General features: G+C 32.7%; 38 protein-coding genes and 4 pseudogenes. All 42 read right to left on the bottom strand.

The genetic code is table 11. The annotated features are described in order from the left end of the window. Positions 1-97 precede the first annotated feature (97 nt). The 42 genes and pseudogenes from HMPREF0216_RS05410 to rpsJ all read right to left on the bottom strand — a co-directional run bounded on the left by HMPREF0216_RS05410 (position 98) and on the right by rpsJ (position 24,736). The gene (locus HMPREF0216_RS05410) at positions 98-667 is read right to left on the bottom strand and encodes a Fe-S-containing hydro-lyase (protein WP_005212122.1); all 570 of its coding nucleotides are present in this window, start codon (positions 665-667) and stop codon (positions 98-100) included. 11 nt (positions 668-678) lie between these two features. Further along, on the bottom strand, positions 679-1,521 hold the full coding sequence (locus HMPREF0216_RS05405; protein ID WP_005212121.1) for a fumarate hydratase: 843 nt from the start codon (positions 1,519-1,521) through the stop codon (positions 679-681). A 273-nt stretch (positions 1,522-1,794) separates the two neighbouring features. Next, positions 1,795-2,491, bottom strand: a pseudogene (gene cwlD, locus HMPREF0216_RS05400) (N-acetylmuramoyl-L-alanine amidase CwlD). A gap of 110 nt (positions 2,492-2,601) precedes the next feature. Continuing rightward, entirely contained in the window at positions 2,602-4,212 is a 1,611-nt protein-coding gene (locus HMPREF0216_RS05395; protein ID WP_040419047.1) for a Na/Pi cotransporter family protein, read from the bottom strand. 224 nt (positions 4,213-4,436) lie between these two features. Further along, a complete protein-coding gene (gene rpsI / locus HMPREF0216_RS05390) occupies positions 4,437-4,829 on the bottom strand; it encodes a 30S ribosomal protein S9 (RefSeq protein ID WP_005212115.1) in 393 nt (130 codons plus the stop codon). Positions 4,830-4,855: 26 nt separating this feature from the next. Beyond that, complete coding sequence (gene rplM / locus HMPREF0216_RS05385; RefSeq protein ID WP_005212113.1) at positions 4,856-5,290, bottom strand: 50S ribosomal protein L13; 435 nt, start codon at positions 5,288-5,290, stop codon at positions 4,856-4,858. A 162-nt stretch (positions 5,291-5,452) separates the two neighbouring features. Then, on the bottom strand, positions 5,453-6,187 hold the full coding sequence (truA, locus tag HMPREF0216_RS05380; protein WP_005212110.1) for a tRNA pseudouridine(38-40) synthase TruA: 735 nt from the start codon (positions 6,185-6,187) through the stop codon (positions 5,453-5,455). A 25-nt stretch (positions 6,188-6,212) separates the two neighbouring features. Further along, complete coding sequence (locus HMPREF0216_RS05375; protein ID WP_005212109.1) at positions 6,213-7,010, bottom strand: energy-coupling factor transporter transmembrane component T family protein; 798 nt, start codon at positions 7,008-7,010, stop codon at positions 6,213-6,215. Continuing rightward, positions 7,011-7,886: an energy-coupling factor transporter ATPase gene (locus HMPREF0216_RS05370; protein WP_040419044.1), complete on the bottom strand. Its 876-nt coding sequence runs from the start codon at positions 7,884-7,886 to the stop codon at positions 7,011-7,013. It abuts the gene before it with no gap. Next, a pseudogene (locus HMPREF0216_RS05365) lies at positions 7,871-8,715 on the bottom strand (energy-coupling factor transporter ATPase). Before HMPREF0216_RS05365 ends, HMPREF0216_RS05370 begins: the two are co-directional and overlap by 16 nt. A 251-nt stretch (positions 8,716-8,966) precedes the next feature. Beyond that, entirely contained in the window at positions 8,967-9,308 is a 342-nt protein-coding gene (gene rplQ / locus HMPREF0216_RS05360) for a 50S ribosomal protein L17 (protein WP_005212103.1), read from the bottom strand. Between the two features lie 12 nt (positions 9,309-9,320). Further along, the gene (locus HMPREF0216_RS05355; RefSeq protein ID WP_005212101.1) at positions 9,321-10,268 is read right to left on the bottom strand and encodes a DNA-directed RNA polymerase subunit alpha; all 948 of its coding nucleotides are present in this window, start codon (positions 10,266-10,268) and stop codon (positions 9,321-9,323) included. A 102-nt stretch (positions 10,269-10,370) separates the two neighbouring features. Next, the gene (gene rpsD / locus HMPREF0216_RS05350; protein WP_005212100.1) at positions 10,371-10,991 is read right to left on the bottom strand and encodes a 30S ribosomal protein S4; all 621 of its coding nucleotides are present in this window, start codon (positions 10,989-10,991) and stop codon (positions 10,371-10,373) included. Between the two features lie 30 nt (positions 10,992-11,021). After that, a complete protein-coding gene (gene rpsK, locus HMPREF0216_RS05345) occupies positions 11,022-11,417 on the bottom strand; it encodes a 30S ribosomal protein S11 (protein WP_005212098.1) in 396 nt (131 codons plus the stop codon). Positions 11,418-11,432: 15 nt separating this feature from the next. Next, complete coding sequence (gene rpsM, locus HMPREF0216_RS05340) at positions 11,433-11,801, bottom strand: 30S ribosomal protein S13 (protein WP_005212096.1); 369 nt, start codon at positions 11,799-11,801, stop codon at positions 11,433-11,435. Between the two features lie 211 nt (positions 11,802-12,012). Next, positions 12,013-12,126, bottom strand: a complete 114-nt coding sequence (gene rpmJ / locus HMPREF0216_RS05335; RefSeq protein ID WP_003448032.1) for a 50S ribosomal protein L36 — start codon at positions 12,124-12,126, stop codon at positions 12,013-12,015. A gap of 40 nt (positions 12,127-12,166) precedes the next feature. Continuing rightward, positions 12,167-12,385: a translation initiation factor IF-1 gene (gene infA, locus HMPREF0216_RS05330; RefSeq protein ID WP_005212092.1), complete on the bottom strand. Its 219-nt coding sequence runs from the start codon at positions 12,383-12,385 to the stop codon at positions 12,167-12,169. 7 nt (positions 12,386-12,392) lie between these two features. Next, complete coding sequence (locus HMPREF0216_RS05325) at positions 12,393-12,704, bottom strand: KOW domain-containing RNA-binding protein (protein ID WP_005212091.1); 312 nt, start codon at positions 12,702-12,704, stop codon at positions 12,393-12,395. 51 nt (positions 12,705-12,755) lie between these two features. Beyond that, positions 12,756-13,507, bottom strand: a pseudogene (gene map / locus HMPREF0216_RS05320) (type I methionyl aminopeptidase). Further along, a complete protein-coding gene (locus HMPREF0216_RS05315; RefSeq protein ID WP_040419037.1) occupies positions 13,507-14,157 on the bottom strand; it encodes an adenylate kinase in 651 nt (216 codons plus the stop codon). Before HMPREF0216_RS05315 ends, map begins: the two are co-directional and overlap by 1 nt. A 22-nt stretch (positions 14,158-14,179) precedes the next feature. Beyond that, positions 14,180-15,457, bottom strand: a pseudogene (gene secY, locus HMPREF0216_RS05310) (preprotein translocase subunit SecY). A 1-nt stretch (position 15,458) separates the two neighbouring features. After that, on the bottom strand, positions 15,459-15,899 hold the full coding sequence (rplO, locus tag HMPREF0216_RS05305; RefSeq protein WP_005212080.1) for a 50S ribosomal protein L15: 441 nt from the start codon (positions 15,897-15,899) through the stop codon (positions 15,459-15,461). A gap of 22 nt (positions 15,900-15,921) precedes the next feature. Further along, complete coding sequence (gene rpmD, locus HMPREF0216_RS05300; protein ID WP_005212077.1) at positions 15,922-16,101, bottom strand: 50S ribosomal protein L30; 180 nt, start codon at positions 16,099-16,101, stop codon at positions 15,922-15,924. Between the two features lie 13 nt (positions 16,102-16,114). After that, complete coding sequence (gene rpsE, locus HMPREF0216_RS05295) at positions 16,115-16,612, bottom strand: 30S ribosomal protein S5 (RefSeq protein ID WP_005212075.1); 498 nt, start codon at positions 16,610-16,612, stop codon at positions 16,115-16,117. 20 nt (positions 16,613-16,632) lie between these two features. Further along, positions 16,633-16,995, bottom strand: coding sequence for a 50S ribosomal protein L18 (gene rplR / locus HMPREF0216_RS05290; RefSeq protein ID WP_005212073.1), 363 nt, complete (start codon positions 16,993-16,995; stop codon positions 16,633-16,635). Between the two features lie 19 nt (positions 16,996-17,014). Then, complete coding sequence (rplF, locus tag HMPREF0216_RS05285; protein ID WP_005212072.1) at positions 17,015-17,557, bottom strand: 50S ribosomal protein L6; 543 nt, start codon at positions 17,555-17,557, stop codon at positions 17,015-17,017. Positions 17,558-17,622: 65 nt separating this feature from the next. Next, positions 17,623-18,021: a 30S ribosomal protein S8 gene (gene rpsH / locus HMPREF0216_RS05280; RefSeq protein ID WP_005212071.1), complete on the bottom strand. Its 399-nt coding sequence runs from the start codon at positions 18,019-18,021 to the stop codon at positions 17,623-17,625. Between the two features lie 28 nt (positions 18,022-18,049). Further along, positions 18,050-18,235: a type Z 30S ribosomal protein S14 gene (locus HMPREF0216_RS05275; RefSeq protein ID WP_005212070.1), complete on the bottom strand. Its 186-nt coding sequence runs from the start codon at positions 18,233-18,235 to the stop codon at positions 18,050-18,052. Between the two features lie 15 nt (positions 18,236-18,250). Further along, the gene (rplE, locus tag HMPREF0216_RS05270; protein ID WP_005212068.1) at positions 18,251-18,793 is read right to left on the bottom strand and encodes a 50S ribosomal protein L5; all 543 of its coding nucleotides are present in this window, start codon (positions 18,791-18,793) and stop codon (positions 18,251-18,253) included. Positions 18,794-18,815: 22 nt separating this feature from the next. Further along, entirely contained in the window at positions 18,816-19,130 is a 315-nt protein-coding gene (gene rplX / locus HMPREF0216_RS05265) for a 50S ribosomal protein L24 (RefSeq protein WP_040419031.1), read from the bottom strand. A gap of 17 nt (positions 19,131-19,147) precedes the next feature. Beyond that, positions 19,148-19,516 carry a 50S ribosomal protein L14 gene (gene rplN, locus HMPREF0216_RS05260; RefSeq protein WP_005212064.1) on the bottom strand — a complete coding sequence of 123 codons (369 nt, stop codon included), beginning with the start codon at positions 19,514-19,516 and terminating at the stop codon, positions 19,148-19,150. Positions 19,517-19,548: 32 nt separating this feature from the next. Next, positions 19,549-19,803 (bottom strand): 30S ribosomal protein S17, encoded by a 255-nt coding sequence (gene rpsQ / locus HMPREF0216_RS05255; RefSeq protein ID WP_005212062.1) that lies wholly within the window; start codon positions 19,801-19,803, stop codon positions 19,549-19,551. Between the two features lie 22 nt (positions 19,804-19,825). Continuing rightward, the gene (gene rpmC / locus HMPREF0216_RS05250) at positions 19,826-20,038 is read right to left on the bottom strand and encodes a 50S ribosomal protein L29 (protein WP_005212060.1); all 213 of its coding nucleotides are present in this window, start codon (positions 20,036-20,038) and stop codon (positions 19,826-19,828) included. Continuing rightward, positions 20,038-20,472, bottom strand: coding sequence for a 50S ribosomal protein L16 (gene rplP / locus HMPREF0216_RS05245; protein WP_040419026.1), 435 nt, complete (start codon positions 20,470-20,472; stop codon positions 20,038-20,040). Before rplP ends, rpmC begins: the two co-directional genes overlap by 1 nt. 17 nt (positions 20,473-20,489) lie before the next feature. Continuing rightward, positions 20,490-21,158, bottom strand: coding sequence for a 30S ribosomal protein S3 (rpsC, locus tag HMPREF0216_RS05240; protein ID WP_005212055.1), 669 nt, complete (start codon positions 21,156-21,158; stop codon positions 20,490-20,492). Between the two features lie 20 nt (positions 21,159-21,178). After that, entirely contained in the window at positions 21,179-21,514 is a 336-nt protein-coding gene (gene rplV / locus HMPREF0216_RS05235; protein ID WP_005212053.1) for a 50S ribosomal protein L22, read from the bottom strand. 21 nt (positions 21,515-21,535) lie between these two features. Beyond that, entirely contained in the window at positions 21,536-21,820 is a 285-nt protein-coding gene (gene rpsS / locus HMPREF0216_RS05230) for a 30S ribosomal protein S19 (protein WP_005212052.1), read from the bottom strand. Positions 21,821-21,885: 65 nt separating this feature from the next. Then, complete coding sequence (gene rplB / locus HMPREF0216_RS05225; protein ID WP_005212050.1) at positions 21,886-22,719, bottom strand: 50S ribosomal protein L2; 834 nt, start codon at positions 22,717-22,719, stop codon at positions 21,886-21,888. Positions 22,720-22,777: 58 nt separating this feature from the next. Beyond that, positions 22,778-23,074, bottom strand: coding sequence for a 50S ribosomal protein L23 (gene rplW / locus HMPREF0216_RS05220; protein WP_005212049.1), 297 nt, complete (start codon positions 23,072-23,074; stop codon positions 22,778-22,780). Next, positions 23,074-23,694, bottom strand: a complete 621-nt coding sequence (gene rplD, locus HMPREF0216_RS05215; RefSeq protein ID WP_005212048.1) for a 50S ribosomal protein L4 — start codon at positions 23,692-23,694, stop codon at positions 23,074-23,076. Before rplD ends, rplW begins: the two co-directional genes overlap by 1 nt. 24 nt (positions 23,695-23,718) lie before the next feature. Beyond that, positions 23,719-24,348: a 50S ribosomal protein L3 gene (gene rplC / locus HMPREF0216_RS05210; protein ID WP_005212047.1), complete on the bottom strand. Its 630-nt coding sequence runs from the start codon at positions 24,346-24,348 to the stop codon at positions 23,719-23,721. 79 nt (positions 24,349-24,427) lie between these two features. Next, complete coding sequence (gene rpsJ / locus HMPREF0216_RS05205) at positions 24,428-24,736, bottom strand: 30S ribosomal protein S10 (protein ID WP_021876938.1); 309 nt, start codon at positions 24,734-24,736, stop codon at positions 24,428-24,430. Positions 24,737-25,579 lie beyond the last annotated feature (843 nt).

Genomic DNA, 25,579 nt, shown 5'->3' with positions numbered 1-25,579 from the left:
CAAACCAAAAAGTGATGATATAACATTCAAAAAATGTTATATCATCACTTTTTTAACTAACACCTTAACTTTTGAATAAAACCTATATCACAAGATTTTATGCATCACAGTTTTTTACATTACAATTTAAATATTCATTTTGCCCTATTTGGTAGAGGTTATTTCCTTTTGCATCTATAATGACTACTAATGGCATATCTTTAACTTCTAGCTTTCTTATAGCTTCTGCTCCTAAATCATTATAAGCTACTACTTCTGATCTGATTATAGATTTACTTATTAAAGCTCCAGCTCCACCTATGGCACCAAAATATATAGCTTTATTTCTCTTAATAGATTCTATAACCTCTTCACTTCTAACTCCTTTACCAATCATTCCTTTTAGTCCTAAATCCAAAAGAGTTGGTGCATAACCATCCATTCTATAGCTTGTTGTTGGACCTGCTGATCCTATAACTTGACCTGGCTTTTCAGGAGTTGGTCCCACGTAATATATTATTTCATCTTTTAAATTTATAGGAAGTTCTTTTCCTTCATCTAATAAACTGATTAATCTACCATGAGCAGCATCCCTAGCTGTATATATTATTCCAGAAAGCAAAATACTATCTCCAGCCTTTAAGGATTCTGTTATTTCTCCTTTTAATGGTGTGCTTATTCTAATCATCGTTTATCCCCCTATATTTCTCTTTCTTTATGTCTTGTTGCATGACAATTAATATTTACTGCTACAGGTAATCCTGCAATATGAGTTGGATATACTTCTATGTTCACACCTAAGGCTGTAGTTTTTCCACCAAACCCCTGTGGTCCTATTCCAAGCTCATTTATAGATTCTAATAACTCATTTTCCATATCACTATAAAATTTTTCATCATTATTCTTATTTATTGGTCTTATTAATGCCTTTTTAGCTAAATAAGCAGCTTTATCAAAAGTCCCACCTATTCCAACTCCTATTACTATTGGAGGGCATGGATTAGGTCCTGCTAATTTTACAGTTTCAAGTACAAAGTCTTTAACACCGTTTACCCCATCAGATGGTTTAAGCATTTTTATTCTACTCATATTTTCAGAGCCAAATCCCTTAGGTGCAACTGTTATTTTTATCTTATTACCACCTACTATATCATAATAAATAATAGCAGGTGTATTATCCTTAGTATTTACTCTATTTAATGGATCCTTTACTACAGATTTTCTTAAAAAACCATCTTTATATCCCCTTCTAACCCCTTCATTAATAGCATCTTCAAGTAATCCTCCAACAACGTGTACATCTTGTCCAATCTCTACGAATATACATGCCATTCCTGTATCTTGGCATATTGGCATCTGTTCATTCTTTGCAATATTAGAGTTTAAAATTAATTTATCTAATATACTTTCAGCAAGTGGCCAAGTTTCTTTTTCTTTTGCATCACTCAAAGCTTCATTTATATCCTTAGATAAATAATAATTAGCCTCTATACATAATTCCTTTACTACTTCTATAATTTCTGATATATGTATTTCTCTCACAATTAAGCCCCCTTATATAATTTTTAATAACACGAATATTCTTTTATTTTTTTATAATATCGTTCTTATTTTATATTTTTAGTTTATTCTTTTTATAACATTTTTTCAATAACTATAATAATATATTTTCTAATAATTAATATTTACTTACTAATTATTAATGCTAATCTTTCTTACAAAAAAATTAGACTTTACTCAGTATTACTGGTATAGTCTAATTTTATCTAAATTTATTCTTTAATTTATTTTATTGTCATATTTCCAAGGAAATCTTTAAGCAGCATCATTAATTTCTATATTTTCATCAAAATACATATCAATTCCTTTCACGATTCCTTCAACTATTAAATTTTGATGTTCTTCACTCTTAAGTCTCATTTCTTCTTCTGGATTAGATAAAAATCCACATTCAACTAATATTGATGCTCCATCATATTTATCTCTTAAAATTAAGTAAGCTTCTGCTGCTGGTTTTGCTACTCTTTTATTATTGTCCTTTATTGTTTCTTTTAAAGAGTTTTGTATTAATGTTGCCAATTTATAGCTTTTATCATTTGAAGCAAACCAAACTTGTGCTCCAAAGCACTTACTTTGAGGAAACATATTTTGATGAATAGAAATAAATATATCACAAGATGTATCTACTTTCATTTTAGCCCTATTTTTTAAATCTTCTCTTTTCTTTTACTTTAATAGTAGTTCCCTTTTCATATAAACCTTCATCACTATCTCTTGTCATATAAACCTTATAGCCCTTTTCCTCTAAACAGTCTTTAAGTTTTAATGCAATTTGAAGATTTATATCTTTTTCAATTGTTCCATTTTTAGATTTAGCACCTCCATCGATTCCACCATGACCTGCATCAATTAAAATTATCTTTTCAGTGTCATCAATGGTTTTTGCATTAACTGGCATTGTGTAATAAAAAAACATTAGAACAGTAATCATAGCCACAACTAATTTCTTCATAATAAATCCTCCATCAATATTGATATCATATTTATTATGTTTATTTAAATAATTTATTATTCCATTAGAAGTAATCAATAAAAAAAGAGTCACTTTCGTGACTCTTTTTATTAGTTATTTTCTATAACTATTTCAGAAATATTTGTAGAGTGATCCCCTATTCTTTCTAAATTACTTAATAAATCTAGGAAGATTGCTCCTGCATATGCATTACACGTACCTTCATGTAATCTTCTTATGTGTAAATCTCTATATTTTTTATTTTGCTTATCTATTGCAGCTTCAATATCCACAATATTTTTAGCCTTTTCTGTATCTCTATTTTCATAACTTTCAATACATATATCTAATGCTTTTAGAGTAGTTTCATACATTTTAGTAATTTCCCCTAAAGCCTCTTCACTATATTGTAATTTTTTATTTATCTTTTGAATAGTTAAATCAGCAATATTTTCAGCATGATCACCTATTCTTTCAATATCATTTACAATATGGAAAGTAGATGCAACTATATTCTTTTCTTTATCTGATAATTCACACTTAGAAAGTTTAACTAAATAAGTAGTTATACATTCTTCTAAATTATTTATTACTTCTTCATTTTCATAAACTTTTTGTGCTGTACTTTCATCATTTTTCATAAATGCTGTCATTGCTAATTCTAAACTTGTTTTAGCCTTATTTGCCATTCTAAGAGTTTCTTTAACAACTTGTCCTGCTGCAATTACAGGTGTTTCTAGTAGTCTATCATCAATATATTTGGGCCCTACTTTTTCATCATCCTCACCTGGTATTATTTTCTCTACTATTTTACATAATACCGGAATTAAAGGTACCATTATTAATGTATTTACAATATTAAATATTGTATGAGAGTTAGCTATTTGTCTAGTTACATTATCACTAAAGTATGAAACTAAATCTCCAAGCCATCCTGTTAATAAGAATGGTAAGAATATTACTGTACCTGCAACATTAAATATAAAATGTAACATGGCAGCTCTATGAGCAGTTTTATTAGTTCCTATTGTAGCAAGCATTGCTGTTACACATGTACCAATATTACATCCAAATATTATTGGTAAAGCCATCTTTATATCTATAGCTCCTGCAGTTGCTAAAGCTACTAAAATACCAGTAGTTGCAGATGAACTTTGTAATACTGCAGTAATTACTGCCCCTGCTATTATTCCTAGATACCAGTGTTGTCCTACTGTTGTAAGTATTTCTTGGAATACAGGTAATGATGTTAATGGCTTCATTGCACCACTCATTGTACCCATACCAACAAATAATATACCGAATCCTAGTATTATATTACCAATTTCTCTTCTCTTCTTGCCTTTAACGAACATTACCATCATAGCACCAACAAAAACAAATATAGGTGCTATTGTATCTAGTTTAAATGCTACTAATTGTGCTGTAATAGTTGTCCCTATATTAGCCCCCATTATAATTCCTGCTGCTTGTGCTAAATTCATTAATCCTGCATTAACAAATCCAACTACCATTACTGTAGTAGCACTACTACTTTGAATAACCATAGTTACTATAGCACCTACTACAACCGCAATTATAGGGTTTTTAGTTACTTTCTCTAGTATCTTCTTTAACCCTTCTCCTGCTGCATTCTCTAGACCATCGCCCATTAACTTCATTCCGTAGATAAATAATCCTAATCCACCTAATAACTTAATTATTGTCATTAACGTATCCAAAATATATTCTCCTCACTTTTGAATATTTTATGTATTTATAAATATTTTACAAATTAAAGTTTACACCAACTTTTAACGTTTGTTAAGATATTTCAACAATTTTTAACATGGATTTAATATTTCTCTTTAATATTTTTAAATCTAACTTTATATATTAAATATAATCTCTAATTTAATATGCATAAAAAAAAGAGGCAAAAATGCCTCTTTCCTTGAAAAAAATACTATCTCTTTGAGAATTGAGATGCTTTTCTTGCCTTCTTAAGACCGTATTTCTTTCTTTCTTTCATTCTTGAGTCTCTAGTTACGAAACCAGCTTTCTTTAATTCAGATTTTAAGTTTTCATCTGATTTAATTAAAGCTCTTGTAATTCCGTGTCTGATAGCTCCAGCTTGACCTGTGAATCCACCACCGTGAACGTTAACTAAAACGTCATATTTGTCCTTAGTTTCAGTTAAAACTAATGGTTGGTTAACAATCATTCTTAAAGTTTCTAAACCAAAGAAAGTTTCGATGTCTCTATTGTTGATAGTAACTTTACCATTTCCTGGTACAAGTCTAACTCTTGCAACTGATTTTTTTCTTCTTCCAGTACCCATGTATTGAACTTTTGCCATTTTTTATTCCTCCTCCCGAGCCTGTATTAGTACTTTAATTCAAGTACTTCTGGTTGTTGAGCTGCATGTTCGTGCTCAGCACCTCTGTATACTTTTAACTTCTTAAGCATTTTTCTTCCTAATACTCCTGTTGGAAGCATTCTTCTAACAGCTTCTTCGAAAGCGAATTCTGGTTTCTTATCAAGAACTTCTCTGTATGGAACTTCCTTTAATCCACCAACGTAACCGCTGTATTTTCTCATCATTTTTTGATCTAACTTCTTACCAGTTAAAACAACTTTTTCAGCATTGATTACTATTACGTGATCTCCGCAGTCAACATTTGGTGTAAATGTTGGCTTATTTTTTCCTCTTAAGATTGAAGCAACTTGGCTAGCAACTCTTCCTAGTGGCTTACCAGCAGCATCAACAACATACCATTTTCTTTCAACTTCTTGTGCTTTTGCAATGTATGATTTCATGTTTTTCCCTCCCTGAACTTACATTTATCGCCGTACTATTTTTTAGTATAGCATTTATGTCAAGACCTTATGCTTCGGTCTTCCGTACATAAATTATTCTAACAAACAAATTAAATTATAATACACGCTTACGGGCGTGTCAACATATTTTATTAAAAATTTTTAATAATAAACCTCTTTTAATATTAAACCATTCGGTGGTACACAATCTCCTGCTAAAGTTCTATCTTTCTTATTTATAATATTGATTATATCAGTTGCATCAGTTTTACCTCTACCAACATTTATTAAAGTTCCAACTATTATTCTAACCATATTATATAAAAATCCATCACCTTTTACAGAAATTTTTATTATTTCATCGTTTTTTTCTACATTCACATCAAATATAGTCCTTATAGTACCCTTTACAGAACTACCTTGCGTTTTAAATGCCGCAAAATCATGAGTCCCTATAAATTGTTTTGCTGCTATCTTCATAGCTTCAACATCTAAATTATATTTATAATGATATACTGTATTTCTTATTAATGCAGATGGGACATCACTATTTAAAATAGAATATTCATATGTTTTACCTTTAGCACAATATCTTGCATGAAAACTCTCTTCCACCTCTTCTGATTTAACAACTACAATATCATTAGGTAATTTTACATTTAGTGCCTCTCTAAACTTATTTGGAGGCACCTTACTATTTGTTTTAAAATTAGCTATAAAACCTTTTGCATGAACTCCTGCATCTGTTCTAGAGCTTCCTGTTAAATCGCACTTTTCCTTAGTTACATTAAATATAGCTTCTTCCAATTCACCTTGTATTGTCTTCATTCCATTTTGTTTCTGCCAACCATAATAATTAGTTCCATCATATTCTAATGTTAATTTTATATTTTTCAAATTATCACCTTTTCAAGTTTAATTGCTATATAGCAAATTTAAATACTAATATTATTGCTAATAATATTGCAAATGATCCAAAAGCTATTGCATCCCTAGATGAAAATTTTAATACCTTCATTCTAGTTCTACCAGCTCCCCCTCTATAACATCTTGCTTCCATTGCCATAGCAAGTTCATCTGCCCTTCTAAAAGAACTAATAAATAGTGGTACTAATAATGGTATTAAACTTTTTGCCTTTTGAATTATATTACCACTTTCAAAATCTGCTCCTCTAGCTTTTTGAGCCTTCATAATTTTATCAGTTTCATCTATAAGTGTTGGAATAAATCTTAATGCAATAGTCATCATCATAGCTAGTTCATGAGCTATTTGTTTTCCTATTGGCTTTAATAATCTTTCTATTCCATCAGTTAACTCAATTGGCGATGTAGTTAATGTTAATACTGAAGTACCCATTATAAGCAGTATTAGCCTAATTGCCATAAACAATGCTGTTCTTATCCCTGAATCATAAATTTTTATAAATCCTAATTCAAAAAGTAATCTACCTTCTCTTAACATAAAAATATTTAAAATTGCAGTAAGTGCAATTAAAAAGAATACTGGTTTTAATCCTTTATATAAGTATTTAGGTGATATTTTAGCTATATAAACTACTAATGCTAAAAATGCCACTACAAATATATATGCTGTAAACTTATCTACAATAAAAAGACTAATTATAAATAAAAATGATATTAATATTTTGGTTCTAGGGTCTAATTTATGTATAAAAGACTCCCCTGGTATATATTGACCAATAGTTATATCTTTAATCATTTAAATATCCCCCCTTCTTAAATTATTTTTAGATAATATTCTTAGTAATTCTTTGCTCCCTTGTTCAACTGTAAATACTTCTTCAGAAACATCAAATCCCTTTTCTCTAAGAGCTCTCATTAAATAAGTTACTTGTGGTACAGCTAATCCTATACTCTCTAAAGTTTCTACCTCTTTAAAAATTTCTTCTGGCTTTCCTAAAAGTGCAATTTTTCCTTGATTCATTACTACAATTCTTTCTGCAAGCTTACCTACATCTTCCATACTATGACTAACTAAAACTATGGTCATTTTATATTTCTGATGTAGAATTTTTATTTGATCTAAAATATCATCTCTTCCTTTTGGATCTAATCCAGCTGTAGGTTCATCTAATATTAATACTTTTGGCTCCATTGCAATAACACCTGCTATAGCAACTCTTCTTTTTTGACCTCCACTTAAATCAAATGGTGAAACATCTTTATATGTTTCATAATCTAAACCAACCATCTCCATAGAAATTTTAACTCTTCTTAAAATTTCATCTTCATTCAACCCTAAATTAGTAGGTCCAAAGGCAATATCTTTTTCTATAGTTTCTTCAAATAATTGATATTCAGGATATTGGAATACTAATCCTATCTTTTTTCTTATATCAGTTAATTTAGTTTCTTTATTAGTTATATCAACATCATCTACTACTATTCTCCCAGAACTAGGTTCTAACAACCCATTAAGATGCTGTATAAGCGTTGATTTTCCTGATCCTGTATGACCTATTAACGCTAAAAATTCTCCATCTTCTATAACTAAATTTACATTATCTAAAGCCTTCTTTTCAAAAGGTGATTTTGGCATATATATATGTGTTAAATTTTCTATCTTAATTGACATAACGCACTCACCATCTCATTCACATTTAAAATTTTAGTATCTATATTAATTCCTGCTTTTTTAATTCATAACAAATTTCAGTTACTTGTGGAACATCTAGACCTATTTTTTTCATTGTTTCTACTTCTGAAAATACATCTCTTGGAATACCTTCAATAATAACCTTACCTTTATCCATTACTACTATTCTATCAGCTTCTGCAGCTTCATCCATATAGTGTGTTATTAAGATAACAGTTATTCCATGCTTTTTGTTTAACTCTTTAATATTATTAAGTACTTCTCTTCTCCCAGCAGGATCAAGCATTGCTGTTGGTTCATCAAATATTATACATTTAGGTTGCATTGCTAATATTCCTGCAATAGCAATTCTTTGTTTTTGTCCCCCTGATAATAAATGTGGTGCATGTCTTTTATATTCACTCATTCCAACCTTTTCTAATGCTTCATCAACTCTTTTTCTTATTTCCTCTGGTGGTACTCCTAAATTTTCTGGTCCAAAAGCTACATCTTCTTCAACTATAGTTGCAACTAATTGGTTATCAGGGTTTTGAAACACCATACCTGCACTTGATCTTATATCCCATAAATTATCTTCATTTGAGGTATCCATCCCATTTACTATTACAATTCCTTCACTTGGAGTTAGTAATGCATTCATATGTTTAGCTACTGTAGACTTTCCTGAACCATTATGTCCTAAGACTACTAAAAACTCACCTTTTTTAACTTCTAAATTTAATCCATCTATAGCCACCTTCGGAATTTCACCTTCAGTTGCTGAATATCTAAAAACTACATTTTTACATTCTATCATTTTCTCCATAATATTAATCCCTCCTTTTAAATAAAGTGCAATTATTATATACCTAAGTTCTATAAATTTTTATATAAATTTCCATAACTTAATTATATATAAGCGCCATTTAAATACAAGTAATTTTAAAAATCAACTTTTTATTCTCACATATATTATAGTTCTACTTTTAATTATTATATATAATTTAAAGATAGCTTCAATACTAAAATAATTCTTTATATACGAAAAAGGGATTAAGCTTAGCTTAATCCCTACTGAAATTATACTAATTCAAGTATAACAACTTCAGCACCGTCTCCTCTTCTAGGACCTTTTTTGATCATTCTAGTGTATCCGCCGTTTCTATCAGCGTACTTTGGAGCGATTTCTTCAAATAATGTCTTAACTACTTCTTCTTCTAAAACGTAAGCTAAAACTTGTCTTCTAGCGTGAAGATCTCCTCTTTTACCAAGAGTAATCATCTTTTCAGCTATTGATCTAGCTTCTTTAGCTCTAGTTTCAGTAGTTTCTATTCTACCATGCTTTAAGAAGCTAGTAACAAGACTTCTAAGCATAGCTCTTCTTTGGTCTGTAGAAAGACCTAACTTACGATAACCTGCCATGGATTTACCTCCCTACTCGTCGCTTAGTTTTAAGGCTAAACCTAATTCCTTAAGCTTTCTTTCAACTTCTTCTAAGGATTTCTTTCCTAGATTTCTTACTTTCATCATGTCATCCATTGATTTAGTTGCAAGTTCTTGAACAGTATTGATACCAGCTCTCTTTAAGCAGTTATAAGATCTAACTGAAAGATCTAGCTCTTCAACTGTCATTTCTAGGACTTTTTCCTTCTTATCTTCTTCTTTTTCTATCATAATTTCAACATCATTAGTAGCTACGCCTAATGACATGAATAATTTAAAGTGCTCTATTAATATTTTAGCTGATAAGCTTATAGCTTCATCAATCTTAATAGTTCCATTAGTCCAAATTTCTAATGTTAATTTGTCATAATCAGTGATTTGACCAACTCTTGTATTATCAACAGTAAAGTTAACTCTCTTTACAGGAGTGTATATTGAATCAATAGCTATAGCTGAAAGTGGTAATGCATCACTCTTATTCTTGTTTTGAGTAACATATCCTCTTCCTCTATTAACTGTTAATTCCATATATAATTTACCATCTTCATCAAGTGTTGCAATGTGTAAATCCTTATTTATAACTTCAACATTTCCATCAGTCTTTATGTCCGCACCTGTAACAACTCCTGGTCCTTTTGCATCTATATAAATAGTTTGTGGACCTTCACCTTCCATTGTTAATGCTAAAGATTTAATGTTTAGAATTAATTCTGTAACATCTTCTTTAACACCTTGTACAGTTGAGAATTCGTGAAGCACTCCATCAATTTTAATTGATGTAGTTGCTACACCTGGAAGTGATGATAAAAGTATTCTTCTCATCGCATTTCCAAGAGTAATTCCGTATCCTCTTTCTAATGGTTCAACTACATATTTACCATATGTACCATCCTCATTTGATTCTATACACTCAATTATTGGCTTTTCTATTTCTAACATGTACAAACCCTCCTTATATATAAAATGGCAACTTTTTATGAGGGCAACTGATTCAATTTATAATATTAAGATAAAAATCTTAATATTATAAATTAGAATTTATTACTTGCTGTATAATTCGACAATTAGAGTTTCGTTAACTGGAACGTCAATGTCTTCTCTAGCTGGCGCAGCAACAACCTTACCTTCATAGTTTTCAACGTTAGCTTCTAACCATTTTGGTAATGTCTTTGGATTTTCTACGAAAGTCTTGAACTTTTCAGTTCCTCTGCTCTTTTCGCAAACTGAAATTACATCATTAACAGATACTCTGTATGATGGAATATCAACTTTTTTACCATTTACTAAGAAATGACCGTGAGTAACTAATTGTCTAGCTTCGTTTCTTGAAGCACCGTATCCTAATCTGTACGCAACGTTATCTAATCTCATTTCTAGTAACATTAATAAGTTTTCCCCAGTGATTCCCTTCATGTGGTCAGCCTTTTCATAGTATTTTCTGAATTGGCCTTCTAAAACACCGTATATTCTTCTAGCTTTTTGCTTTTCTCTTAATTGTACTCCGTAGTTAGATAACTTTTTCTTAGCTGCTCCGTGTTGTCCTGGTGCGTAGCTTCTTCTTACGAAAGCACATTTATCTGTGAAACATCTATCTCCCTTAAGGAATAGCTTTTGACCTTCTCTTCTACATAATCTACATGTAGCTCCAGTATATCTTGCCATTCGTTACACCTCCTGTTGAATTTAAATAAATTAGACTCTTCTTCTCTTTGGTGGTCTACATCCGTTGTGTGGAATTGGAGTAACGTCTTTAATTAGAGTTACTTCTAATCCTGCAGCTTGTAATGATCTTATAGCTGCTTCTCTACCAGCACCTGGTCCTTTAACGTATACTTCTATACTCTTTAAACCGTGTTCCATAGCTGCTTTAGCTGCAGTTTCTGCTGCCATTTGTGATGCAAATGGTGTGCTCTTTCTTGAACCTCTGAAACCTAATGCTCCAGCACTTGACCATGATAAAGCATTTCCAGCCGCATCAGTTAAAGTAACTATTGAGTTATTGAAAGTTGATTGGATGTGTGCAGCACCATGCTCAACATTCTTTCTTTCTTTTCTTCTTCTAGTAGTCTTTTTGACTTTTTGAGCCATCGAAATCCCTCCTCACTACTTCTTCTTATTTGCGATAGTCTTCTTAGGACCTTTTCTAGTTCTAGCATTAGTCTTAGTTTTTTGTCCTCTAACTGGAAGACCTTTTCTATGTCTAATTCCTCTGTAACAACCTATTTCAACTAATCTCTTTATGTTTAAAGCAACATCTCTTCTTAAGTCACCTTCAACCATTAAGTTCTTGTTTACATAGTTTCTGATTTCATTTACTTCATCTTCAGTAAGATCCTTAATTCTAGTATCTGGGTTAATTCCAGTAGTAGCTAGTATCTTTTGAGAAGTAGATAAACCAACTCCGTATATATATGTTAGACCTATCTCAACTCTTTTTTCCTTTGGTAGGTCAACTCCTGATATTCTTGCCATTCGAACTTACACCTCCTGTATATTGAAATGCAATTTTTATTTTGCTTTTGGTAAAATTTATATTAAAATCTTAGGTCAATAGATAAAATCTATTGTCAGCCGTACCTAAAATCAATAAGCTGATTTAAACGCCTATATAATAATATTGAACTTTCAAATAAAAGTCAATATATTAATAATTGTAAATTATTCTGCCTAATATTGAATCATATTAGCCTTGTTTTTGCTTGTGCTTAGGATTTTCACAGATTACCATTACTCTTCCTTTTCTTCTTATAATCTTGCACTTTTCGCAAATAGGCTTAACTGATGGTCTTACTTTCATCGCTAACCCTCCTTGTGTAATTTATGGTAAACTTTTTACCTTATTTTGCTCTCCAAGTAATTCTTCCTCTTGTTAGGTCATATGGAGAAAGCTCTATAGTAACCTTATCTCCAGGTAGAATTCTTATGAAGTTCATTCTTAATTTTCCTGATATGTGAGCTAAAATTTTATGACCACTTTCTAACTCAACTTGAAACATTGCATTTGGTAAAGCCTCTAAGACTACACCTTGCATTTCTATTACATCATCTTTTGACATAAGGTAATCAACCCTCCTTAACAATGCCTTTTAGTTTTAGAAATCTCTTTATCTTTAAATCAGTACCTTTTTCTTTTAACATAATTGATGCTTTAATCTCATCATCTACATCTTCTAAAACATTAAAATGTTTTAATTTTTTCTTCTTAGGCATCTGAACTTTCTTATTACTTCCATTACTAAGAAGGTAATAATCATCATCTACTTTATCAACAATAACGTAATAATGATCCTTATCTCTTCCGCATTTTGAAAGAACAATTTTCCCAATTAAGTCATTGTTTTGCAAATTTTTCACCTCGATGATTACCTTAGCCATAAATTTACAAGCCACCTTTTGGTATCATGCGAATTTATAACTAAGCAACACTTATTTAATCAGTGTTAATATCTCTGGTCCATCTGGTAAAATTACAACAGTGTTTTCGTAGTGAGCCGAAAGACTCTTATCTGCTGAGACTACTGTCCAATCATCACCTAAAGTAGCCACTCTATATGTTCCCATATTAACCATAGGTTCTATAGCTAAGGTCATACCAGCAACTAATTTTGGACCTCGGCCTGGTCTTCCGAAGTTAGGAACTTCTGGATCCTCATGGACTGATTTTCCTATCCCGTGACCTACGAAATCTCTTACAACTGAGAAACCTGAAGCCTCAACATAGCGTTGTATTTCATGTGAGATATATCAGTTAGTCTATTTCCTGGCTTAGCAAATTCAATTCCTTTAAAGAATGATTCTTCAGTTACTTGAATAAGCCTTTTTGCTTCATCAGAAATATTCCCTACAGCAAATGTTCTTGCTGCATCACCATGGAATCCATTAATATGTGCTCCACAGTCTACACTAATAATATCTCCTTCTTTTAATACATACCCTCCTGGTATTCCATGAACTACTTGCTCATTAACAGATATACATAGTGAAGCAGGAAATCCATAGAGCCCTTTAAATGAAGGGATTGCTCCATGCTTAGTTATAAATTCTTCTGCTATCCTGTCTAATTCAGCAGTAGTTATCCCTGGTTTAACGTGTTTTTCAACAAGCAGTAGAGTTTCTGCTACTATTTTTCCAGCTATCCTCATTAGGTCGATTTCTTTATCATTTTTGATAATAATCATTAGTTTACACTCCCTAATATTTCGCAGATACCTTCAAATACTTCATTAATAGCTTTTGTTCCATCTACTGTGGAAAGTAAATTCTTTCCTTTGTAAAAATCAATCAGTGGTTGTGTTTGTCTTTCATAGACATCTAGTCTCTCTTTAACAGTTTCTTCAACATCATCTTTTCTTTGGATAATGTTGTCACCACATAAATCGCAAACACCATCAACCGCTGGTGGGTTAAACTTAACATGATAGCTAGCTCCACATGATAAACAAACTCTTCTTCCTGTCATTCTTTCAAGAATAAAATCACTAGGTACTTCAATGCATAATGCTGTATCTAAGCTTTCATTTCTTCCAGCTAAAAACTCTTGTAGAGCTTCAGCTTGAGCAACAGTTCTTGGGAAACCATCTAATAAATATCCATTTTTACAGTCTTCCCATGTTAGTCTATCCTTAACCATATTAATAGTTACTTCATCTGGAACTAACTGACCATTGTCAATATATGTTTTTGCTTCTATTCCTAGAGGGGTTTCTTCGGAAATATTTTTTCTAAAGATATCCCCTGTAGAAATATGTGGTATAGAGTATCTATTACTAATTGATTTTGCCTGTGTTCCTTTTCCAGCCCCAGGAGGACCTAATAATACTATCTTCACGGGCATCATCTCCATTATAAATCTATTTTAAGAATCCTTGGTAGTGTCTCATAACTAATTGTGAATCTAATTGTCTAGAGAAATCTAAACCAACTCCAATTAATATTAATAATGATGTTCCACCAAATTGTATTCCTTGAAACGGTGTATAATTAGCTATTATTATTGGACTTACAGCAAGAACTGCTGCAAATAATCCCCCAATTAAAGATACTTTTGTAAGTAACTTTTCAAAATACTTCTCTGTAGCTTCACCTGGTCTTATACCTGGTACAAAGCCTGCAGACTTATGAAGATTTTCAGCCATCTCATCTGGTTTTAAATGTTATTTGAGTATAGAACCATGTAAAGAATATAGTTAATACTGCATAACATACTGGATACATCCATGTAGACTCATTAAATATGCTATATGGACTTGTTAATATCCAAGTAGACCATCCCTTACCTGGGAAGAAATTAGCTATTGTTGCAGGGAACATCATTACAGACATTGCAAATATTATTGCAATAACTGCTGATCAATTAAACTTAATGGTATATGAGTAGATTGACCTCTCATAACCTTAGTACCAACAGCCTTTCCAGCATATTGGATTGGAACTCTTCTCTCTGCTAATGAGAAGAATATTGTTACTACTAATAGTGCTAACGCACCAATTAAGAATAATGCTATTTCAATTATAGTAATTTCTTTTGCTTTCTCTAATGTAAATAATGACATTAAAGTAACTGGCAACTGAGATACTATATTAACGAATATTAATATTGAAACTCCATTTCCAAATCCTTTTGCAGTTATTTGGTCACCAAGCCACATACAGAAAGTAGATCCTACAACTAGTGATATTAATACTACAGCTTTTTGAGCTGTGCTTAATCCAGTTGCTGCACCTTGCGATGCAATCATTGAGAAAATACCAATTGCTAATACAAATCCTATCGCTATTGAAAGATATCTTGTAATAGATTGAATTTTCTTTCTACCTTCTTCACCTTCTTTAGAAAGTTGTTCTAATGAAGGAATTGCAATTGTTAATAATTGAATTATGATTGATGCATTAATATATGGTGAAACACTTAGTGCAAATATACTAAATTTACTTAAAGCACCACCAGATATTAAGTTATAAAAACCAAGTAATCCACTTGAATTTGTCATTTCGTTTAAATAACTAGTATCAATTCCAGGAACAGGAATGTGAATCCCCATCCTGAAAATTGCTACTAAAAATATCGTCCATAAAAATTTCTTTTTAAGTTCCGGAACCTTCCAGGCATTACGTAGGGTTGATAGCATATTAAATCACCTCAACTTTTCCTCCAGCTGCTTCTATCTTTTCTGCCGCTGACTTAGATACCTTGCATCCTTGTACAGTTAGGCTTTTTTCTAATGTTCCGTTTCCTAATATCTTAACTCCGTCTAAAACTTTAGATATTACTCTTGTTTCAAGTAATAATTCTGGAGTTACTACTGTGCCGTTTTCGAATCCGTTTAATCTATCAACGTTGATAGAAACGATTTTCTTAGCGAAGATATTAGTGAATCCTCTCTTAGGAAGTCTTCTGTATAATGGCATTTGACCACCTTCAAAACCTGGTCTAACTCCACCGCCTGATCTAGCGTTTTGTCCTTTTTCACCTTTACCAGCGTTTCTTCCTAAACCTGAACCAGTACCTCTACCAACTCTTTTAGGAGCCTTCTTGCTACCAGCTGCTGGCTTTAATTCATGAAGTTTCATATCTTAGTGCACCTCCTCTTTATTATACTTCTTCTACTTTTAATAAGTAGTCAACTTTGTTGATCATACCTCTGATTTGAGGAGTATCCTCATGCTCTACAGTTTTGTTGATCTTTCTTAGACCAAGAGCATTTGCAGTAGCGATATGGTCTTTCTTTCTGCCGATTAAGCTTTTAACTAAAGTAACCTTTATCTTTGCCATTGCGTAATACCTCCTAACCTAAAATTTCTTCAACAGTTTTGCCTCTTAATCTAGCTATATCTTCAGCTGTTCTTAAGTTTGCTAAACCATTAATTGTAGCATTTACCATGTTTCTTGGATTGTTTGAACCTAAAGACTTAGCTCTAACGTCCTTTAATCCTGCTAATTCTAATACAGCTCTTGCTGGTCCACCAGCGATAACTCCTGTACCTTCTTTAGCTGGCATGATTAAAACTTTACCAGTTCCAAACTTACCATATATTTCATGAGGAACTGTTGTTCCAACTATAGCAACGCTAACCATATGTTTCTTAGCGTCTTCGATACCTTTTTTAATTGCTTCTGGGATTTCGATTGACTTACCCATTCCTACGCCTACGTGTCCGTTCTCATCACCAACAACTACTAACGCGCTGAATCTGAAGTTTCTACCACCCTTAACAACCTTAGTAACTCTGTTTATAAAAACAACCTTTTCCTTAAGGTCTAGTGTGCTAGGATCGATTCTCATTGATTTCCCTCCTTGTTTTATTAGAATTTTAAACCTGCTTCTCTAGCGCTTTCTGCTAAAGTTTGAACTCTTCCGTGATATACGTATCCACCTCTATCGAATACAACTTCAGTAATACCTTTATCTAAAGCTCTCTTAGCAACTAGTTCACCAACTAACTTAGCAGCTTCTTTATTTCCGCCTACTTTAACATCAACATCTTTATCTAGTGTTGAAGCAGATACTAAAGTAACAGCATTTATATCATCTATGATTTGAGCATATATATTCTTTTCACTTCTATATACTGAAAGTCTTGGTCTTTCAGGAGTACCAGAAACTTTCTTACGTACTCTAAGGTGACGTTTTGCTCTACTTGCTTTTTTGTCTGCCTTCTTGAACATAAGGTTCACTCCTTCCTAATTATTTCTTACCAGTTTTACCTTCTTTACGTCTGATAACTTCGCCTTCGAACTTAATTCCTTTACCCTTATATGGCTCAGGTTTTCTCCACTTTCTGATATCAGCAGCAGCAGCACCAACTAATTGCTTATCGATTCCTGATACAACTACTTTTGTAGCTGCTGGAGTTTCGAAAGTAATTCCTTCAGCTGGTTCTATTTCAACTGGGTGTGAAAATCCTAAGTTCATTACAAGTTTCTTTCCTTGTAATTGAGCTCTATAACCAACACCGATTAATTCTAGAGTCTTTTGGTATCCCTTTTCAACTCCTATGATCATGTTGTTGATTAATGCTCTAGTTAAACCGTGAAGAGCTCTGTGCTCTTTAACGTCACTAGGTCTAGTTACAACAACTTGGTTGTCTTCAACTGCTATATTCATGTCTTTATCCATAGCTTTAACTAATTGCCCTTTTGGTCCTTTAACAGTAACTACGTTATCTTCTGAAACTGTTACTGTAACACCAGCAGGGATAGCTATTGGTAATCTACCTACTCTTGACATAACCGCACCTCCTGTTTTACTTGTTAGATCTATATGTTAATCTAGTTAATTTTCAAAATTAATTACTACCAAACGTAGCAAACAACTTCTCCGCCTAAGCCTAATTTTCTAGCTTCTCTATCTACAACTATACCTTTTGAAGTTGAAATTACAGCGATTCCTAATCCATTAAGAACTCTTGGAACTTCATCTTTCTTACAGTATACTCTTAAACCTGGCTTTGATATTCTCTTGATTCCAGTTATAACTCTTTCTTTGTTAGAACCGTATTTAAGAGATAATCTCATCATTGGAACAACACCGTCATTATATTCTTCAATATTTTTGATGTATCCCTCTTGTAATAATATATTTGCAACAGCCTTCTTTACGTTTGAAGAAGGAACTTCTACTACTTCGTGTCTTACAGCATTCGCATTTCTAATACGAGTTAGTAAATCTGCGATAGGATCTGTCATAACCATTTAATTTGCCTCCTTTCAGTCGTTAGGTTTACCAGCTTGCCTTCTTACAACCAGGAATTTCACCCTTGTAAGCAAGTTCTCTAAAGCATATACGGCAAATACCAAACTTTCTTAATACTGCATGTGGTCTTCCACATATTCTGCATCTTGTATAAGCTCTTGTTTTATATTTAGGAGCTTTGCTCCACTTTTCAATAATAGCTTTACGTGCCACAGTTTTCCCTCCTTATTATTGAGCGAATGGCATTCCAAGGAATCTTAATAATTCTCTTGCTTCTTCGTCAGTCTTTGCAGTTGTAACGAAGATTATATCCATTCCTCTAACCTTATCGATCTTATCGTATTCTATTTCTGGGAATATTAATTGTTCTTTAATACCTAAAGAATAATTTCCTCTTCCATCAAATGCCTTATCAGAAACTCCTCTGAAATCTCTAACTCTTGGAAGAGCGATTGACATTAGCTTATCAGCAAATTCAAACATCTTTGCTCCTCTTAATGTAACTTTACATCCTAATGCCATGTTCTCTCTGATCTTAAAGTTTGCAACTGATTTCTTTGCTCTTGTTAAGATTGGCTTTTGTCCTGAAATAAGTTGTAAGTCAGCAACCGCAGATTCTAAAACCTTTTGGTTTTCTTTAGCTTCTCCAACTCCCATATTTATAACTATTTTTTCAAGCTTTGGAACTTCCATGATATTTTTGTATCCGAACTTTTCAGTCATTGCTTGAATTACTTCGTTTGTATACTTCTCTTGAAGTCTTGGTGTCATAATTAGTACCTCCTTTCAGATTCTATAATGTTTCTCCACACTTCTTACAAACTCTAACCTTAGTACCATCTTCTAAGATCTTGCTGCTAATTCTTGTAGCATTTTTGCATTTTGTGCAGTATAACATAACTTTTGAGCCGAATATAGCTCCTTCTTTTTCTATTATTCCACCTTGAGCGTTTGCTCTAGTTGGCTTTTGATGTTTCTTTACTATATTAACTCCTTGAACAAGAACTTTACCTGTCTTTGGATATACCTTTAAAACTTCACCAGTTTTCCCAGCATCTTTACCAGAAATAACTACTACTGTGTCGTTCTTTTTAACGTGTAACTTCAAATTAGCCACCTCCTCTATTATAGAACTTCTGGTGCTAATGATAATATTTTGTTAAATTCTTTATCTCTTAGCTCCCTAGCAACTGGTCCGAAGATACGAGTTCCTCTTGGTTGCTTATCTTCTTTTATTATAACAGCAGCGTTCTCATCAAATTTGATGTATGAACCGTCAGCTCTTCTTAATCCTCTTACTGATCTAACAATAACAGCTTTTACAACGTCACCTTTTTTAACAACTCCGCCTGGTGTTGCACTTTTAACGCTAGCTACTATTATATCTCCAATGTTACCGAACTTTCTCTTTGATCCGCCTAAAACTCTGATACACATTATTTCTTTAGCACCTGAGTTATCTGCTACCTTTAATAAGGTTTGTTGTTGTATCATTGAAATTTACCCTCCTTTCAGTCTTAAAAAGCTTATTTAGCTCTTTCAACTATTTCAACAAGTCTCCATCTCTTATCTTTAGATAATGGTCTAGTTTCCATTATTAATACTCTATCATTCATGTTAGCTTCATTATTTTCATCATGAGCTTTGAATTTAGTAGTTCTATTCATAGTTTTTCCGTATAGTGGATGTCTTACCTTAGTTTCAACAGCAACTACGATAGTCTTATCCATTTTATCAGAAACAACTCTACCGATTTTCTTCTTTCTTAATCCTCTTTCCATTAGGGGCTACCTCCTTCCAGATTTACTGTTCAAATGCCCTGATCTCTTCTTCTCTAATGATGGTTTTGATTTGGGCTATAGATTTCTTTACTTCTCTTATTCTCATAGGATTTTCTAATTGTCCTGTAGCTAATTGGAATCTTAAGTTGAATAATTCAGCTTTTAATTCTCCTAATTTAGCAACTAAATCTTGAGGATTATTTGCTCTTAAATCTTTTAATTCTCTAGCCTTCATTATTCTTCACCACCCATTTCCTCAAAATCTCTTCTTGTAACGAACTTACACTTTACAGGAAGTTTGTGTGATGCAAGTCTCATTGCTTCTCTTGCAACTTCTTCGTTAACTCCTGATAATTCAAATAACACTCTACCAGGTTTAACTACAGCTACCCAGTATTCTGGTGAACCTTTACCAGAACCCATTCTTGTTTCAGCTGGTTTCTCAGTAACTGGCTTATCTGGGAATACTTTTATCCAAAGTTTTCCTCCTCTTCTAATGTATCTGTTTATAGCAATTCTGGCAGATTCAATTTGGTTGCTTGTTATCCATCCACAAGTTTGTGCTTGGATACCGAAATCTCCGTATGCAAGGAAATTACCTCTAGTAGCTTTTCCTTTCATTCTACCACGTTGTACCTTACGATGCTTAACTCTTTTAGGCATTAACATGACTTATTCCTCCTTTCTTACGCGTTAACTTCTTCCTTCTTTTCAACTTTTTTAGTTGGAAGAACTTCTCCATTATAAACCCAAACTTTAACTCCGATTTTACCGTATGTTGTATCTGCTTCAGCAAATCCATAATCGATATCAGCTCTTAATGTTTGTAGTGGAATTGTTCCTTCATGATATTGTTCTGTTCTAGCAATTTCAGCTCCGCCTAATCTTCCTGAACAAGCTGTTTTAACACCCTTAGCTCCTAATTTCATAGCTCTTTGGATGCTTTGTTTCATAGCTCTTCTGAAAGAAACTCTCTTTTCTAATTGAGCAGCAATGTTTTCAGCAACTAATTGAGCATTTGCTTCAGCATTCTTAACTTCAACTATGTTTATTAAGATGTTCTTTCCGTTTACTAATTTAGCAACCTTAGCTTTTAAAGCTTCGATTCCTGCACCACCTTTACCAATAACAACACCTGGTTTAGCAGTGTGTATATTTAACTTAACTCTTTTAGCTGATCTTTCGATTTCGATCTTAGCGATACCAGCTGAGAAAAGTTCCTTCTTTACGAATTCTCTAATTTTGTTATCTTCGATTAAGTTGTCTGCAAATGTTCTCTTATCAGCGTACCATTTTGCATCCCAACCTTTGATAACTCCAACTCTAAGTCCGTGAGGATGTACTTTTTGACCCACTTGTTTTTCCCTCCTTCTTACTAAGCTCTTTCTTTAACTACTACTGTTATATGACTTGTTCTCTTATTGATTCTGAACGCTTTACCGTGGTCCATTGGTCTGAATCTCTTTAAAGTCGGACCAGCACCTACGAATGTTTCAGCAACATATAAGTTTTCAACATTTAAGTCATGATTGTTCTCTGCATTTGCAACAGCTGATTTTAAAACTTTGTTTATAACAACTGCAGCATCTTTTGGAGTGTATTGTAATATAGCGAAAGCCTCGTTAACGTTTTTTCCTCTTATTAAATCAAGAACAACTCCTACTTTCATTGGAGACATTCTCACATATTTAGCTATAGCTCTAGCTTCCATTGATGTTCCTCCTTTCCCAGATTACTTTCTTTTTCTTGATGCTTTTTCGTCGTAATCGTGTCCTCTGTATGTTCTAGTAAGCGCAAATTCACCTAATTTGTGTCCTACCATATCTTCGCTCACATATACTGGAACGTGTTTTCTACCATCATGAACAGCGATTGTGTGACCAATCATTTGTGGGAAAATAGTTGATGATCTTGACCAAGTCTTAACAACCTTATTTTCACCATTAGCATTCATTTCTTCTATCTTCTTTAAAAGTCCTTCGTGTACGAAAGGTCCCTTTTTTATTGATCTACTCACTATAATTTGCCTCCCTTCATAATCTCTAGGCCCAGTAAGCCTGAAGAGAATTAACTTCTCTTCAATTACTTACTATTTCTTCTCTTTATTATGAATCTATCAGAATACTTCTTATTCTTTCTAGTCTTGTATCCAAGTGCTGGTTTACCCCATGGAGTAACTGGACTTGGTCTACCGATTGGTGATCTACCTTCACCACCACCGTGAGGGTGATCGCAAGGGTTCATTACAGAACCTCTAACTGTAGGTCTCCATCCCATGTGTCTCTTTCTACCAGCTTTACCAATGTTGATGATATCGTTAGTAGTGTTAGAAACTGTACCGATTGTAGCTCTACATTCGATTCTTACATATCTCATTTCGCCTGAAGGTAATCTTAATGTTGCATAATTTCCTTCTTTAGCCATTAATTGAGCTGAAGTACCTGCTGATCTAACCATTTGGCCACCTTTACCAGCTTGTAATTCAATGTTGTGAACAACTGTACCAACTGGCATATCTTTTAATGCTTTAGCATTACCAACTTTGATATCAGCTTCTGGTCCAGATACGATTGTATCTCCAACCTTTAATCCTACTGGTGCAAGAATGTATCTCTTTTCACCATCAGCATATACTACTAAAGCAATGTATGCTGTTCTGTTTGGATCGTATTCTATAGTAGCAACTGTTGCTGGAATACCATCCTTATTTCTCTTGAAATCTATTATTCTATATTTTCTCTTAGCTCCACCACCGTGGTGTCTAACAGTTATTTTACCTTGAGCATTTCTACCACCAGTTTTCTTTAAAGAAACAAGAAGTGACTTCTCTGGGCTGTTTGTAGTTATTTCTTCAAAACTTGCCATTGTCATTTGTCTTCTTGATGGTGTAGTAGGTCTAAACTTTTTAACTGCCATGCTAATTCCCTCCTTCTTTAAGCTTATCTGGTATTTTTACCAATACTACGCTTTTATATTATTGCATTCCTTCGAAGAATTCAATACCTTTGCTATCTTGAGCTAATGTGATTATAGCTTTCTTTTGGTCAGCTCTCTTACCAACATGTACGCCCATTCTCTTAGTTTTTCCCATAGTTCTTATTGTTTGAACTTTTTCAACTTTAACGCCGAAAACTTCTTCAACCGCTTTCTTGATTTGAACCTTGTTAGCGCTCATATGAACTATGAAAGTGTACTTTTTGTCTGCCATAGCAGCCATTGACTTTTCAGTTATAACTGGCTTTCTGATTATATCGTGGCTAGTTAACTTCATTATGCGTACACCTCCTCAATCTTTGATACAGCATCCTTAGTCATGATTACTTTTGGATATTTTAATAAATCATAAACATTGATGTTGTTTACTGGAAGTACTTCTACTCCTTCTATGTTTCTAGCTGATTTGTAAACTACTTCGTTTGATTCAGCAGTAACAATTAATGTCTTCTTAGCATTGAAAGCATTTAACATTTTAACAACTTCCTTAGTCTTTGGAGCTTCTAATGTTAAGCTATCTAATACTATCATTTCATCATTTTGAACTTTGCTAGTTAATGCTGATAACATAGCAACTCTTCTCATTGACTTTGGTATAGACATTCTGTAATCTCTTGGCTTTGGTGCGAATACAACTCCACCTTTGATCCATTGAGGTGCTCTTATAGAACCTTGTCTAGCTCTACCAGTTCCCTTTTGTCTCCAAGGCTTGATTCCGCCTCCTCTAACCTCAGCTCTAGTCTTAGCTGATTGAGTTCCTTGTCTCTTGTTAGCTAATAATGCAACAACTACTTGGTGCATAGCATCTGCATTCACTTCAACAGCGAATACTTTATCATTTAATTGAATATCTTCAATTTTATTTCCTTCTTTGTTAAATAATCCTACTGTAGGCATTCTGTCTCCTCCTTTCTAAAGCAATTAAGCTTTAACAGCGTTTCTTATTACAACTGTGCTCTTGTTAGCACCTGGGATACCACCCTTGATAAGTATTAAATTCTTTTCAGCTATTACTTTAACAACTTCTAAGTTTAATACAGTAGTGTTTACGTGTCCCATGTGTCCTGGCATTTGTTTGTTCTTAAATGTTTTTGATGGATCAGAAGAAGCTCCCATTGAACCTACTGCTCTGTGGAACTTAGAACCGTGTGACATTGGCCCTCTGTTAGCATTCCATCTCTTAATAACACCTTGGAATCCCTTACCTTTAGAAACTCCTGAAACGTCAACCTTATCTCCAGCAACGAAAGTATCAGCTTTTATTTCTGTACCTACTTCATAAGCGCTGCAATCTTCTAATCTGAACTCTTTTAAAGTTCTTCTTAAAGATACTCCAGCCTTAGCAAAGTGTCCTTTTACTGGCTTGTTAACTAATTTTTCTCTTATTTCACCGAAACCAACTTGTATTGCTTCATAACCATCCTTTTCGATAGTCTTCTTTTGAACAACAACACATGGTCCAGCTTCTACTACAGTTACAGGAACAACTTTTCCATTTTCATCGAATATTTGAGTCATCCCAATTTTCTTACCGATTATAGCTTTTTTCATGTATTTACACCTCCTAAACGTATTAGCGGATTGCTTAGCAATCATAACCGTTCAAACTGTTTATTTAATAGTTAAGCTATTATAGCTTTATTTCGATATCTACACCAGCAGGTAAGTTTAATCTCATTAATGCATCAACAGTTTTTGGTGATGGATTAACGATGTCGATTAATCTCTTGTGTGTTCTGATTTCGAATTGTTCTCTTGAATCTTTGTATTTGTGAACAGCTCTTAATATTGTAACAACATCTTTTTCAGTAGGTAGTGGTACTGGACCTGCAACCTTTGCTCCTGTTGATTTAGCTGTTTCAACGATTTTTTCAGCAGATTGATCTAATATAGTGTGATCAAAAGCCTTTAATCTGATTCTTATTTTTTGTTTTGACATTCTGGTTTCCCTCCTTTTCATGTACGCTTTACTTCTAACGCACAACAGTTGTAGTTCTGTAAACTGTTCCTGGTGTTTCATACCTAAGAACACAGACATCTACCCCTGCCGTCGGATTCTAGATCCTGACTTGCTCCTCAAGAATAACCCGGAAGTCCGGCAACCTCTTGATTCATCGCGTTATGCTACACAACTTCTTTATTATACTATCTTTAAATATGTTTATCAAGACTTTTTTTCATCTTTTTAAAACCATTTTTTAGTTTTTTTCATTAAGCTTAAAAAAGTAAATTCGTCATTCAACTGTTATAATTTTATATCGATTTTTACTTTTTTTCAATAGTATATTTAATGAAATTTTACTTTCTATTGGTTTATATTTATAATTTTTCACCATTTAATATATTTTTAAACAATTATTGTTATATTTTTTCGTTTTTTATCTCTTTTATTTATATAACTTGTCTATTTATATATAATTATATTTTATATTTTATTTTTTGCTTTATATTTGAAAGTAACTATAATAATATCATCTTAATTACTTATTCATCTTAAAATTGAATTTTAATTTATCTTAACAAGCCATAAAATTATATTATTATAAACTTCTTTTATATACTATCTATTGAACATTATATAATTAAATCAACTTAACTCTTATGACTTTTAAAATAAAAAAAGAGAAAGTAAAGGCGTCCCCTTACTTTCTCTATTTTTTGTGATCACATTTTAGCGCTTATTTTAAAATTTATATTTGAAAAGAATTTTAAACAAAAAGTTTAAAGTGTTATTACTATTCAACTATTGAAGTAACAACTCCTGAACCTACAGTTCTTCCAC

The organism is Clostridium celatum DSM 1785 (assembly GCF_000320405.1).
Taxonomy (GTDB): Bacteria; Bacillota; Clostridia; order Clostridiales; family Clostridiaceae; genus Clostridium; species Clostridium celatum.
The sequence above is the reverse complement of the archived record's forward strand: the minus strand, read 5'-3'. Positions and strand labels throughout refer to the sequence as shown.

Excerpts from the sequence above, each read along its gene's own strand:
- infA (WP_005212092.1), bottom strand. The coding sequence starts at position 12,385 with ATGTCAAAAGATGATGTAATAGAAATGCAAGGTGTAGTCTTAGAGGCT.
- rplO (WP_005212080.1), bottom strand. The coding sequence starts at position 15,899 with ATGAAACTTCATGAATTAAAGCCAGCAGCTGGTAGCAAGAAGGCTCCT.
- rpmJ (WP_003448032.1), bottom strand. The coding sequence starts at position 12,126 with ATGAAAGTAAGACCATCAGTTAAGCCTATTTGCGAAAAGTGCAAGATT.
- rplP (WP_040419026.1), bottom strand. The coding sequence starts at position 20,472 with ATGTTAATGCCTAAAAGAGTTAAGCATCGTAAGGTACAACGTGGTAGA.
- HMPREF0216_RS05325 (WP_005212091.1), bottom strand. The coding sequence starts at position 12,704 with ATGGCTAAGGTAATCATCGAGGTGAAAAATTTGCAAAACAATGACTTA.
- rplC (WP_005212047.1), bottom strand. The coding sequence starts at position 24,348 with ATGAAAAAAGCTATAATCGGTAAGAAAATTGGGATGACTCAAATATTC.
- rplM (WP_005212113.1), bottom strand. The coding sequence starts at position 5,290 with ATGAAATCATACATTGCAAAAGCACAAGAAGTTGAAAGAAAATGGTAT.
- rpsD (WP_005212100.1), bottom strand. The coding sequence starts at position 10,991 with ATGGCAAGATATACTGGAGCTACATGTAGATTATGTAGAAGAGAAGGT.
- rplR (WP_005212073.1), bottom strand. The coding sequence starts at position 16,995 with ATGTTCAAGAAGGCAGACAAAAAAGCAAGTAGAGCAAAACGTCACCTT.
- rpsJ (WP_021876938.1), bottom strand. The coding sequence starts at position 24,736 with ATGTCAAAACAAAAAATAAGAATCAGATTAAAGGCTTTTGATCACACT.
- rplB (WP_005212050.1), bottom strand. The coding sequence starts at position 22,719 with ATGGCAGTTAAAAAGTTTAGACCTACTACACCATCAAGAAGACAAATG.
- rpsQ (WP_005212062.1), bottom strand. The coding sequence starts at position 19,803 with ATGGAAAGAGGATTAAGAAAGAAGAAAATCGGTAGAGTTGTTTCTGAT.
- HMPREF0216_RS05355 (WP_005212101.1), bottom strand. The coding sequence starts at position 10,268 with ATGTTAGAAATAGAAAAGCCAATAATTGAGTGTATAGAATCAAATGAG.
- HMPREF0216_RS05410 (WP_005212122.1), bottom strand. The coding sequence starts at position 667 with ATGATTAGAATAAGCACACCATTAAAAGGAGAAATAACAGAATCCTTA.
- rplW (WP_005212049.1), bottom strand. The coding sequence starts at position 23,074 with ATGAAGTTAACTAGCCACGATATAATCAGAAAGCCAGTTATAACTGAA.
- rpmC (WP_005212060.1), bottom strand. The coding sequence starts at position 20,038 with ATGAAGGCTAGAGAATTAAAAGATTTAAGAGCAAATAATCCTCAAGAT.
- rplQ (WP_005212103.1), bottom strand. The coding sequence starts at position 9,308 with ATGGCAGGTTATCGTAAGTTAGGTCTTTCTACAGACCAAAGAAGAGCT.
- rpmD (WP_005212077.1), bottom strand. The coding sequence starts at position 16,101 with ATGGCAAAGATAAAGGTTACTTTAGTTAAAAGCTTAATCGGCAGAAAG.
- rpsI (WP_005212115.1), bottom strand. The coding sequence starts at position 4,829 with ATGGCAAAAGTTCAATACATGGGTACTGGAAGAAGAAAAAAATCAGTT.
- rplN (WP_005212064.1), bottom strand. The coding sequence starts at position 19,516 with ATGATACAACAACAAACCTTATTAAAGGTAGCAGATAACTCAGGTGCT.
- HMPREF0216_RS05375 (WP_005212109.1), bottom strand. The coding sequence starts at position 7,010 with ATGATTAAAGATATAACTATTGGTCAATATATACCAGGGGAGTCTTTT.
- rplV (WP_005212053.1), bottom strand. The coding sequence starts at position 21,514 with ATGGAAGCTAGAGCTATAGCTAAATATGTGAGAATGTCTCCAATGAAA.
- rpsE (WP_005212075.1), bottom strand. The coding sequence starts at position 16,612 with ATGAGAATCGATCCTAGCACACTAGACCTTAAGGAAAAGGTTGTTTTT.
- rplF (WP_005212072.1), bottom strand. The coding sequence starts at position 17,557 with ATGTCAAGAGTAGGTAGATTACCAATAGCTATCCCTGCTGGTGTTACA.
- rpsM (WP_005212096.1), bottom strand. The coding sequence starts at position 11,801 with ATGGCAAGAATATCAGGAGTTGACCTACCAAAGGAAAAAAGAGTTGAG.
- rpsK (WP_005212098.1), bottom strand. The coding sequence starts at position 11,417 with ATGGCTCAAAAAGTCAAAAAGACTACTAGAAGAAGAAAAGAAAGAAAG.
- HMPREF0216_RS05370 (WP_040419044.1), bottom strand. The coding sequence starts at position 7,886 with ATGTCAATTAAGATAGAAAATTTAACACATATATATATGCCAAAATCA.
- rplE (WP_005212068.1), bottom strand. The coding sequence starts at position 18,793 with ATGACACCAAGACTTCAAGAGAAGTATACAAACGAAGTAATTCAAGCA.
- rplD (WP_005212048.1), bottom strand. The coding sequence starts at position 23,694 with ATGCCTACAGTAGGATTATTTAACAAAGAAGGAAATAAAATTGAAGAT.
- rpsH (WP_005212071.1), bottom strand. The coding sequence starts at position 18,021 with ATGGTTATGACAGATCCTATCGCAGATTTACTAACTCGTATTAGAAAT.